This is a genomic window from Bartonella sp. MR168JLCBS (genome assembly GCF_042194175.1).
Genome location: NZ_JBHIMP010000021.1, coordinates 1 through 11,470, shown reverse-complemented (window position 1 = coordinate 11,470; position 11,470 = coordinate 1). Strand labels below are relative to the sequence as shown.

At 39.2% G+C, this 11,470-nt stretch carries 8 protein-coding genes and 2 pseudogenes; 1 reads left to right on the top strand and 9 read right to left on the bottom strand.

Features of this window, described 5'->3' with window-relative positions; all coding sequences use genetic code 11:
- Positions 1-177 precede the first annotated feature (177 nt).
- Positions 178-1,541 (bottom strand): annotated as a pseudogene (locus tag ACFIK8_RS08395) (MFS transporter).
- A gap of 1,035 nt (positions 1,542-2,576) precedes the next feature.
- Between ACFIK8_RS08395 and ACFIK8_RS08390 the strand changes: the two are divergent.
- Positions 2,577-2,804 (top strand): hypothetical protein, encoded by a 228-nt coding sequence (locus ACFIK8_RS08390; protein WP_375669185.1) that lies wholly within the window; start codon positions 2,577-2,579, stop codon positions 2,802-2,804.
- Here the strand turns inward: ACFIK8_RS08390 and ACFIK8_RS08385 are convergent.
- The 8 genes and pseudogenes from ACFIK8_RS08385 to ACFIK8_RS08350 all read right to left on the bottom strand — a co-directional run.
- Positions 2,788-3,276 carry an MFS transporter gene (locus ACFIK8_RS08385; protein WP_375669184.1) on the bottom strand — a complete coding sequence of 163 codons (489 nt, stop codon included), beginning with the start codon at positions 3,274-3,276 and terminating at the stop codon, positions 2,788-2,790. The genes ACFIK8_RS08390 and ACFIK8_RS08385 overlap by 17 nt on opposite strands.
- A gap of 800 nt (positions 3,277-4,076) precedes the next feature.
- Positions 4,077-4,550: a hypothetical protein gene (locus ACFIK8_RS08380; protein WP_375636693.1), complete on the bottom strand. Its 474-nt coding sequence runs from the start codon at positions 4,548-4,550 to the stop codon at positions 4,077-4,079.
- A gap of 145 nt (positions 4,551-4,695) precedes the next feature.
- Positions 4,696-5,397 (bottom strand): hypothetical protein, encoded by a 702-nt coding sequence (locus ACFIK8_RS08375; protein WP_375669183.1) that lies wholly within the window; start codon positions 5,395-5,397, stop codon positions 4,696-4,698.
- A gap of 416 nt (positions 5,398-5,813) precedes the next feature.
- Positions 5,814-6,968 carry an MFS transporter gene (locus ACFIK8_RS08370; protein WP_375669182.1) on the bottom strand — a complete coding sequence of 385 codons (1,155 nt, stop codon included), beginning with the start codon at positions 6,966-6,968 and terminating at the stop codon, positions 5,814-5,816.
- 505 nt (positions 6,969-7,473) lie between these two features.
- Positions 7,474-8,712 (bottom strand): DUF2087 domain-containing protein, encoded by a 1,239-nt coding sequence (locus ACFIK8_RS08365; protein WP_375669181.1) that lies wholly within the window; start codon positions 8,710-8,712, stop codon positions 7,474-7,476.
- 10 nt (positions 8,713-8,722) lie between these two features.
- Positions 8,723-9,397, bottom strand: a complete 675-nt coding sequence (locus ACFIK8_RS08360) for a hypothetical protein (RefSeq protein ID WP_375669180.1) — start codon at positions 9,395-9,397, stop codon at positions 8,723-8,725.
- Between the two features lie 194 nt (positions 9,398-9,591).
- On the bottom strand, positions 9,592-10,794 hold the full coding sequence (locus ACFIK8_RS08355; RefSeq protein ID WP_375669179.1) for an MFS transporter: 1,203 nt from the start codon (positions 10,792-10,794) through the stop codon (positions 9,592-9,594).
- Positions 10,795-11,108: 314 nt separating this feature from the next.
- Positions 11,109-11,470, bottom strand: a pseudogene (locus tag ACFIK8_RS08350) (DUF3792 domain-containing protein); the annotation flags it as partial.

Below are 11,470 nucleotides of genomic sequence, written 5' to 3'. Positions count from 1 at the left end.
CATAACCTGAAGGCCGCAGGTTCAAATCCTGCCCCCGCAACCAAAGTGCCAAAACTAATGACTTCCATAAAAATCACATGTCATCTGAACATGACACTGCGCTCATGATAAAACGTGAAAATATAAAAATGTACCTAATGGGAAATGTTATAGAATAAGGCGTTCAAACAAAGCATATCATAAATCGGAGCCCTTCTCTTTATGCGATAAGGAGAGTGCGAGGCAAAACAGTAAAAATGCAGCGATAGAGAATATAAAGAATATGAGATATGTTTGATTGAGGGAAAGATATTCCTCTGTCAGCGAATGGATCAAAAAGCCAGCGAATACACCCCCCAAAGCTCCGCCTATTTGCTGTAATATGCGTGTGATAACTGCTGTATCTTTGACGTATAAACTGTTGACACATTGGATAGGGGCGGAAAGGCAGACAATGGTGGTGATGCCAAGCCCTATGCCTCTTAGCAAGAATCCAAGCCCATCCATGCTTATATTATAGCCGAAGCATAATAATCCAAAGCTTGATATCACCAAACCAATTCCTATCATGAAAAAGGGAGATTTTTCTTTCCATTTTTGGTAAATAAATTTCCTTCCGATCCATGCACCCACTCCTTGCAAAGCAAGGACTGCGCCGATGATGAGAAGGCTATTTTCATGGGCTTGTTCCATGGCAACGGCTAGTGGGAAATAAACGAGGAAGCTATAAAAAAGAAATGAAGCAACAAGCCCCATGATCATGAGTAATGTATAGCGCACATTTTGAAATCCGCTAAAGACGATTAATTTGTTTTTTGCTTTCTGATTAGAAACAATGAACAATATGAGAGATATCACCGCTATAAGTGCTAGGATATATACGGAGGTGTTGTTCTTTATATTTCTGGCTTCTGTGAGATAAAAAAATGAAATAAGCGATATGAAAAACGCTAAAAATGCAAATAAGTTAAATTTTGTTTTTGTTGTTTCGTTGCTCTTTAAGTGTTTCGCTCCAATGGTGAGCGCCAATAAAATGAGCGGAATATTGATAAAAAATAACAAACGCCAAGAGACATACTGAGCAAGTGAGGCACCCACCAGCGGACCAAAGGCAGGAGCGAAAATGTTGGTACGGCTATGGTGCCCATGGCTTGGCGCACTCGTGTCTGTCCAAATTGTAAGGCAATGATGATTTGGCTAAGGGGCAGCAAAAGACCGGTCCCGAAACCTTGAACGATACGGGCAGATATAATGGTTGGAAAATTATAGCTTAATCCTACCCCCAGTGATCCAAGCATAAAAATGAAGCTTGCAAGAAACCAAGTTCTTTTGATACCTATTCTTCCTTGCACAAAAGCTGCTATCAACAATCCTGGCACGGTGGCAAGAAAATAGGATGTTACAACCCATAGTATATTATTTTCCTCTACTGAAAGATAAAAAGCAAGGTCTGGAAGGATGACATTAACAATGCTTCCGTCCAGCAAGGGGAGTATGCTGGAAATAATTACGGTATATATGACATACCTTTCTGATTTGGTATAGGAATCCACCTTTTGCATAATTTTGCTCCCTACAGATACTCTTTAAAATATTGGTTCTACCCCATAAATCACAGACTTTGAGAATGAACACCCGTTTGTGATGGCTTTAATATGGGGATGAATGTGATTGGAAGTGCTGATGGTCCCCCCAAAATGCTTCTCTTGTGTGCAACCCCTCTTTCTCCAAAATGAAGCTATCAGTTAAGCTGATCTCAATGAGTTTATCGAGGAGTCTATTCGTCGTCAACTCACTTTGCATGTTTGAAAATTTGAGAGAATACTCTGCATGATCAGAAAGGAATAAATGCATTGCGTATTTATTTTTGTATTTGTTCCATTGTTTTTCCATGATAATGTTTTAAGCCTTTAAAGTCTGGACAATTCTGATGCTTGTGGAAGAGCTTTTGGGGGCAAAGTTATGAGAACGTCAATGTTATGATGATTATGGCTGTTTATTCTTGCTATGGATGGCGCTGATGATCTTTTTTCGTAAAAGATACATTATGATAAGCAAAAAGAAAGAGAGAGTTTTGCTTCATATAAGTGGAGAGGGGGGTATTTTTAGGTTTGTCCGAAATTGTCATCTCGATATCGTTGAGTGATGTGCAATCAATCATGGCATGATGGGGGGTGAAGAGGATAATATGCTTTTTCATCAACTTACCTTTTTGCTGAATTTTTGAGTGTGAGGAGAGAGAGGAGGGCGGTACTGAGAGAGGCAATACTCAAGATCTGCCAAACCGATAATCCAAAAAATTCTTGGTTGTAGAAGAGGGAGCCAAGATAACTTCCTGCCATGCCTCCGAAAGCACTGGACAAGCTCATGATTCCAAATGTGCTAGCGATTAAGCGTTCATCTATATTTGTGGCCTCATAATCGAGGCGTATGTAGATCACGATTTCAGCAAAGGAAAAGAGGATGATCGCGAAGAAGAGGTAAAAATAAGAATGCTCAAGAGCGTGGAGGAGGAGGAATGAGATTCAAAACAAAACAAAGGATAATACTTTGGGCGTTTTGGAGTTTTCTTTACATGCCCATTTGGAAACAGACATTTGGAAAAAGATCACGATGAGAGCATTCAAGACAAAAATAAAAGAAGTAGCACTTCCTTCAAAAACCTGATTACTGAATACAGGTATGGTGCTTTCGAGTTGGATATAAAAAAAGGTAAACAAGAATATAAAAAGCGAAACGCCAAGCATGGTCTTGTTGGTGAGCAACTTTCTAAAATCAGAAAAATTTATTTTGTCCAATTTGTTAGTATTAGAGCTTTCTTTTAAGGTGCAGTTCAGAAGAAATAATAAAAAAAAAAAAGATCAATCCAACGAAACTAAATAATAAGGAGGGGAGCATTTTAAAAATCAACATTCCAAGCAAGGGACCGATAGAGACCCCTATATTAACAAAGACTGATCTTGTTGCTAAGGCATCCACTTTTTCAGTTCTCGAAACATTTCTTACTAAAAAAGATTTCGCAGCAGGAGTGTATAGACTGCTTCCTAAACCAATGAAGGCGCAAGAGAGGAGGAGGATATAAAAATTATGCGTAAAACCAATGATGAGATAGCCAGGGATTCGTGTTGCTAGACCTAAAAGCATTGTTTTTTTTACATGGACATAATCGGAGAGCAACCCTCCTAAGAGAGAGCCTGCCTTTTTGCACAAAAAAGCTACTCCGATGATGATTCCAACTTCTGTTGTACTGAGAGAGTTAAGTTTATTTAAGTAAATCGCCAAAAAAGGGACAACCATAAATATCCCAATATTGCTCAGTAAAGTTGTTATGAGGATGAGTTTTATGCTTGCCTTGAAAGTGAAGAATTTACGCACCATTTTATTTTGCCACTACAAGATTTACTTTTTTTGCTTAAGAAAGTGCATTTAACAGAGCCGTTTCTGAACTTGTTCCTGAGGTCAATAAAATGTCAGCGCACGCAGATTGCTCTCTCAAATTCAGAGTTTTTCCCTGTAAGGGAATGGGTAGAGAATAGCTTGTTTGCTCCTTGCATGTTGCAAGCGCATTTGCTGAAATTTATCTGTTGTTTTGCATAGACAAGTGCTTGACCGATAAAGGTTTGGGGATCAGTTCTTTTTGAAATAATTTAGGTTCTCTTACTAGTGCACATTCTAAAAATCCTTTGTAGATATTGGTGTTAAAAGTTTGGCAGAGTGCTTCACCAATTTGCACGCCTCTTAAGCGTGGATTTATTCAACAACTTTAAAGAAGTTCCCTTCAGTGATGATAAATTCCGTATGTGCAAAGCCCCCATGATAGGAAACAGCTGCTAGGATATTTTTAATCCCTTCTTCTATTCCCTGTAATTGTGCAATGTTCTTGTCTAAGGGAAAGTTGTTGCAAGTCTCTTAAAGTCAGGCATGTCTGACATGACCCTGCTCGAGAGGGCGAGAAGCTTTGTTTTCCCTCGATAGCTAATGGTTTTAGCACTGTAGAGTGTGCCTGTAAAGAAGGTCTCAATGAGATTTTTTTTGAGGGAAGTATGGTTTTTTATAAATTCCATGATTGCGGTAAATTCCGTTTTATTTTCTGCAAACTATACGTTTTTTGAGTTTGTTCCCTGTGGGTCTTTCAGAATGACAGGATAGGAGAGCTTGTGTGTGGCTTGGAAAGCCTCACTTTCAATAACAGTTATTTGTCCTTTTGTGAGACCTTTTTCACAGAGGATTTTTCTTAAACAAGCTTTGTCTCTACAGATATTTATCGCATAGGCATTTTGGGTTTTATATCCCAACTGGGCGGAGATTTCGTTGACACTTGTCGCCCACGTGTCTGTAAGATTGAGAATGCCACTAAAGTTTTTTAAATTTTGGCAATAGGTTATCATTTCCGCATGATGAAATGTATCGCGTTCAATAACACTGAGATGCACGCTTTTAATATAATCCAGTTCATAAAAATAGAGATCTTTATTATGGGTGAGGAGGTGTAAGTGAAGTGCGAGCGTTTCTGCTGCCTCTATAAGTCTAGCCAAGTCAAAGGTTGAGGCTTCCACCAGTACAAAATGCATCTCTATCTTCTCTTCATGGGAATTATTTGGTGAAAAAAGCCGCAAAAATCGTTTGTTTATCCCCTTCAAAATGCGATTATGACAAGGACAACTGTGTTGATGGACGTTGAAAAAAATGAAAAAGCGCGTATGGGGGCAATAATAATCAAGCGCAAGAACGCTTGTGGGAAGTTGCAATCTTAGCTTTTTTAATTTCCACTAAATCACCATCAGGCACTATAGGATATTGAGAAGTTTGAAAAAAGGATTTTATTTTTTCAGAGCTTGAGGAGCGAATAAACTGAGATTTTCGCATAAAGCAAACATGGAAAAATTGCGCTTTATTGATAATGTCTTTTATCAGATAAGAGGATGAGAGGGATGATAAAAGGGCATTTCTTTCAATATCGTAACGTGAATCAATAAACAATAAAACGCCAACACCGTTCTCAAATTGATTGACTATAATGAGTTGAATATCTGTAGCCGAAAGAGTGCAACCTTGAAGATTTAAGACATTTGTAAAATCGTGTACAGAAATTGAAGTTCCCATAATATTATAAAAAGTTGGTGTTCTTCCTTTCAGGTGTAAGGTATGGCCATGATAGCCACAATCGCATGATTGATCATATGCAATATGAACAACATCACCTGTGGCGTGTTCAAGTAATGGTGCATCTTCAGGATAAAAAACAGAGACAATTAATTCATCATTTTCAGGATTTGACTTTACTTGAATGTGATCATAAAGATGATAAATGTCACCATCAATCTTGGAACACTGGAATCCTATTGGACCAGTTTCTTGGGTGGTAAAGCTAAGAGGCTTAATATGCAATTCAGGGATTATGTCTTTTATTTTCAACACAGATTTAAGCTTGAAAGGCTTCTCCAAGAGAAAATAGGTTTTTTGAGAGATTTAATTTTTTTCTCAAGATATGGTAATAAGTTTATCCGCAAAACTTGGTAGGCATATGATGGTATCGATAGAAAATTCTTCGATAGCTGAATTCAAAGTCTCAAGATCAACCATAGAGGCGAATGGATAATATGTTATTTTAAAAAGGTGACAAACTTCATGGGAAAACAAAAATCCGCTCCATAATCCTTTAAGCTGTGAGGCAATTGGCAATAGGGCTTACAGAACAATCTTTAAAGACCGTTTTGAGGTTCTTTGCCGCAGAGTGTGTTATAGCCCCATAATTGAGTGATTTATGGCGAAGTGTTTTGGGTGCTCTTGTTGTGCTACTGGTTTTCAAAAATGATATGTGACATGGAAGCTGCTTATTTTTTAGTTTGTATGAGGCACAGGCAAGAGGCAAAGGCGGAGGCACCAACAATCATGCAAAAGATGAAAGCGATATGACTGTTGAAATAGCTGATGATCCATCCACTTGTCCATGAGCCGGCGGCTTGGCCAATATTTGAAACAACAAGAATATAACTAAAAAGAACACTGGCAGAGAGGGATACGGTTGTTTTCCCTGCTTGATAATATATTTCTGGAACCATGACAGATTCATAGACACTGTAGGCAATTAATGCGGTTACAGCGGTAAAGACCCCACCCATGAGGAAAAATGAGGAGAAACTTCCCATAAAACAGAGCAGATAAAAAGTTGCTTTATCGGAAAGGGTGAGATGTTTATTGATTACTCCCTGCCAGATACAAATGCTGATGCCAACAATTGAAAAGAAAATTCCACTATAAGGGGCGAGATTGCTGTCAAATTTATTGAGAAGTGTTGTGGTGGTGATGAAAATTCCCATGAGAAATGTACAAAGCAAAGCCGTGACCAGCAAATAAGCAATAGAACGATTATGTATTATTGTTTTTAAAGAAAAAAGAAGAGCTTTTTTTGTTTTTTTATCCTTTTCAAGAGATAATGTTTTATGCGGGTAATGATAAACAATTTTGAGAGATAGAACACAAAGATACAAACCAAGGAGTGCAAAAAAAGCCATTAAAAAAGTTGATGCGTTATATTTTATGGCACTCATTGCAACAAGAGGGGCAATAACGACCGCAGCGTTTTGAAAAAACGAATAGAGAGTTAATGCGCGCTTAAGAGAATTTCCCTTGAGATGTTCTGATAAAATTTCTCTCAAAAATGGCTTTGAAATTGCTTTCGAAAAAGCCATTAAGGTAAAAAAGGTCAACCATGCAGAAGGCATGAGCGATAGGATAACGCATACAAAAGCGCTACTCCTTAAAATAAAGGCGGTAGCCATTAAGAGTTTACGAGAAAGTCTTTCTAATAAACTTGTTGTGGTTACCATGAGAATGCTTTCAAGGATTACCGACCCAGAGAGATAAAACGCAACATTGGTAGCAGTTATGAGAGAAGAGTTTCCAATCAGAGGGAGTACAAAGAAAAAGGAAAATTCAGAAAGAAAAACTGTGCTATAGATGAAAAAAGTTATTTTATTTTTGTCCATGGAATTTCCATAGAAGTGTCGTTAAATGATCAAATACATTTTATTGTATCTCTTGAGGAAGTTTTATTAGCCCTGTTTCCGCTGTACACATTTCGTTGAAATAGTATCCTTCCTGATTTACCAGCCAGTCCACTGCAAGAATATTGTTTTTTCTACGATGTTTTTAGAAATATCGAGCATGATCTGGGTTGAGCGACAACACTATGCCCTGATGTTTGCGCAATAATCGGTAAGATCATTGAGACCTTGATCCCATATCTTCTTCTGGTGATTTTGACTGTTTCTAATCCTATTTGATAACCAATTGGCACCCCGTATTCTTGCTTTTCCATTGTATCCTTTATAAAGGGGATGTACTAACCCCTCCATAGATTGTCAACATATGAATGAGATGAATGATTTTATAACCTTTTAATGAAATTATATTTTTTTAGTGGAAGGTTATTCATTCTCTTGAAATATAGAAGAAAAACGATAGAGTTCGCTAACATTTTTCAATTCTCTTTTAGCGCATGCGTTGATATTTGCCTCCATGGCGTTGTAAAAAACCCCTCTCAACAAGAGTGCGTCGTAATCGGGCAAAGTCTATCGTAAAGAGGTTGCATATCTTGGAAACTTCCGTTTCGCTATAGATTTTTTCCTTCTGAAAGGCTTGTGCAATTTTTGATAGCATCTCTTCTGTTTCTAAATGGCGGTCGCTTAAATTTTCCCTATTCCGCTCATGTTTATTTTCTAGCATTTTCCACAGTGTTTCTTCGGCTTGAAATCCTTCTGTTGTGTTGTGAATAAGTCCGAGGTTCAAAAGGCGATTGATGGATTTGTGAATGTTTTTCGCATCTGAATCGACATGTTTGAGGACTTCGGAAAGATTTTTCGCACCAAGGATAATGGCGGCATAAACAGCGCGCAGTGCAGGTGAGGTCATGGCAGAGATTAGTGAATTGCGGGTATCGCGTTTGCGAAGGGTCTCTTTTCCCATGGGCAAAAGATCATTGCGAATGGGCAGTTCATTGATTTCTATGAGTTCTGCTTGTAGCGATTGTGCGCGTACAATTTGTTCGGCAGAGGTGCGTTTGCGAATTATCCCCAGACCACTTTGGCGATATTTGTGGTTTTCGGGGAGTGTTAAAGCCTCATAGGAGCCATCAAGCCGATAGAGGATTTCTTCCCACAAAGGAGTTCTGACACTTTGACCCCGTTGTGCCCCATTGAGAGCAATTGTTGTTGTCATTGTTGGTTCATGCAAACAAAGATAACCACCAGGAGTGATTTGTTCCCAAAGGGTTATAACAAATCGCACATCATCTGCTGGAGTTCCAGCATCGATCCAAGCAAAATCTATTGGTCCCCAAGATTTGAGGGTGCTTTCATCAAGAGAGAAGAAATTCTCATTGATAAATGTTACAGTATCTTTTTTAATGCCATCTTTAAGAAGTTCTTGCCATACTTCTTCTGCTGATTGACCTTTGGCTGTAAAATCATCAATTGTAATCAGTTGTGGTTCGTAATTTTCAGGAATTCCTGAAGGATCAAGCAAAGCTGTGCGCTCTTCCCAAGTGGAGGATTCTAAAAGCTTTTTATCTTGTTGCCATGATAATTTCGCTTTTTGAAGTGCTTTTGCGATAAAGCGCGTACTATCACCAGCACCGATTTCAATGACTGTGCGCGGTCTTGCCATTTGAATAAGTGCATGGATAAGTTGAGCACTATTTTCTGTTCCCATGCCAGGTCTTATCAGCTGCATCTTTTTATCCTTATAATTTTATCAATCGCAGCATTCCTGCTTTTACAAAAAACTTTATTGAATCCTCTAGCGGATATTGAATACGTATTGGTGTGGTGGCTTGCTTCAAGAGATGTTTTGTTTTTTCATGAAGCCGGATTGTACGCTCATTGAGTTGATTAATGGCAAGAGTGCCAAGAGAAGAATTTATGATAATACATGTTGGCTCTCGTAAAAGAGCGGTTGCATCATTTTCTGAAAATGCTTTTTGATCTGTTTTGATGAGACCGTGTCGTAAAAGTGATATCAAAAGACTTCCAGAGGTAAGAAGAGTACCATTGAGTTGTATTTCTCTCAGTGATTGGACAAGGCAGCCTTCACGAAGTGCTTCAAATGTGGGAAAGTCGAATCCGCCAAATGCCGCTCCTTTTGTAGAAACAACGGTTGCAGGTTGTATTTGCCGTTTTCCAATTAAAGCTGGTTTATTTCTCGTTATCTGTACGTCCTTTACCCATTGAACGCGTGATAAAGGATTGAGTTCACGTGGATAGACAGCGAAAGAATTGATGGCTATGGGTGGTGTTGGTTTTTGCAATTCAAGTGTATGGGAGCTCTCATGACAATCATGTCGCATATAGTCTGCCAGTTGCCACACATAGCCGCCTGTTCCATTGTAAAAGTTTAAGCCTATAGGATCTTGTTGCATGATGTTATTGTTTTTTTGCTTTAAAATATCAAGTTTTTGGGAGGGTTGTTAGTTGCTCTACATTAAAGAGTGGTTTATCAAAGTCCTATTGGGTTGGTATGGGGTTGCATGAGAGATACAATGATTTGATCAGGTGGTGATTGTCATGCCATTTTTGGGGCATTGTTTGCTGGCTGGACAAACAGCCGAGTCCACTAACCATTCTCAAATTCTCTCTGTTCCTTTTTTTGTACGGCACTGTTCAAAATAAAACCTAATATGCCTGCGATCATTGTGGCGATGCCGATGACAAAGAGTGTGTATTGTGTGTGATGAACATGGACAAAACCGGCTCCTATAAAGCCAAGGCATACGGATGTTTGTATGATGAAGAGATAAGCGGGCATTTGACTGTTTCGCTGTTCTTTTTGAATGGCTTTCATCATAAAACTTGCCATTAGAGCATTTTGTACGCCGTTTGCACTCCCAAGGATGAAAAATGACAGCATCATCAGCCATATGAGTTGTGTGAGGGAAAAGCAGAAAATTGCAAATCCAATGATTGTAGCGGCAAGTGATGCACCAGCGGCATTGCCAAAGCGATGAAAAAGGCTGGAGAAACAGAGTGGACCAACCACGAGGCCAAGACTTACCATGCTTGTGATTATCCCATAGGTTTCAGCGCTTAAGTTGAGATCGGTACGAATGCGGACAATCGATAAGACGTTGAGAGCAGAGGTGAGGATGATGGTAATGATGAGGGGTGCAAGAGCATAGACAACATTTTTTTTACGCAAGAGGCCTCTTAAGTCTAGCCCTTTTTTGCTTTTTTGCGTTGTGTTTGTCGTTTGTGTATGAATTTTTAAACTTTTAAAACAGAAGAGAGTGATAAAGGTGGCAAAAAGAACCATGATTGACAGCGCAAACAATCCTTTTTGCCCGTTTGATATTCCATACAACACCCCCCCTAAGAGTGGTCCAGCAATGTAACCAAGATTACGAACTGTTTGGATAACGCGGTTTATACGGTCTAGTTGCTGATCATTGTTTGCAAATTCTGGGACGGAAACGAGGATAGCAGACCAAAAGATTGAACCAGCACAACCCAGTGCGAAAGAAAGTGCAATATAAACCCAAAATTGATTGGCGATTGCAGCTGTGGCTATAAAGAGTGCTTCAAACAATAAAACAATGGGTACTGTTCGTGCTGGTTGGAAGCGATGCAAGAGGCGTGGTGCAATTGGTCCGGCAAAAATTGCCCCGATAAGCCCTGCAAAAAGGAGCATTGAAATAGAAGCTGTGCTTTCTGCTAAGTGGAGAGCAAATGTAACTTGCGCTGTTTCATCGGCAAAGCTGCTAAAGCCCAAAACAAGGAAAAGTCCTATTTGGACGAAAATCATGGATTTTTTCTTTGTCACAGTGCTCCTCCCCAAGATGCTAAAGGTACAATTTTCTTCTGCGTATTTATGGGATATCCCGCGCTTTGTCTAGTTTTTCTTGATAATCAGTTGAGAAAGGAAGTTTACAGAGCTCTCTTCAAAATAAGCACAATGCCTATTTGCAGCGATGAGCAACTCCTTATGTTTTTTGAAAGGGGAGTATTGAAGGATTATAGACTGGCGAAGTTATCTGATATGAGAGATAATGATACAAAAGAGCAATCAGGAAATTTTGCAAAAAAAGCTGCATCATGTGTGCAGCTTTTTATGTGTTTGCTTTAGAGGTAGAAGTTTTAAAGCATGAAAGTATCCTTACGGCTTCTATAACCATAATAACCAAAAACACTGGAAACAATGGCGCCTACCAGACTTCCTAAAAAGCCCCACCATCCCATATTGGAGGCTGCTTTTGTGGCTTTAGTTGCAGTGTCTTTTGCTCCCTTGATCGTATCCTCAAGTTTGTCCGAGAGTGTTTCTACCTGTTCTTCAAGGGCTTTGATGGCTTTTTCGGTTTTTTCCTCTGCGCTTTGATAGATATGAACGGCACGGTTTGCTGCTGTTTGTGCGTCCGCACGGGGCATGCCATCTTTTATGAGGGCTTCGATGATATCACTTCGATCAAATTTTGTCGTGAGATCTTCTACACGATCAGACA

Bases quoted from the DNA above. Each gene is read 5' to 3' on its own strand.
- ACFIK8_RS08385 (WP_375669184.1), bottom strand. From the start codon at position 3,276: ATGGTTGTCCCTTTTTTGGCGATTTACTTAAATAAACTTAACTCTCTC.
- ACFIK8_RS08380 (WP_375636693.1), bottom strand. From the start codon at position 4,550: ATGCATTTTGTACTGGTGGAAGCCTCAACCTTTGACTTGGCTAGACTT.
- ACFIK8_RS08370 (WP_375669182.1), bottom strand. From the start codon at position 6,968: ATGGACAAAAATAAAATAACTTTTTTCATCTATAGCACAGTTTTTCTT.
- ACFIK8_RS08365 (WP_375669181.1), bottom strand. From the start codon at position 8,712: ATGCAGCTGATAAGACCTGGCATGGGAACAGAAAATAGTGCTCAACTT.
- ACFIK8_RS08360 (WP_375669180.1), bottom strand. From the start codon at position 9,397: ATGCAACAAGATCCTATAGGCTTAAACTTTTACAATGGAACAGGCGGC.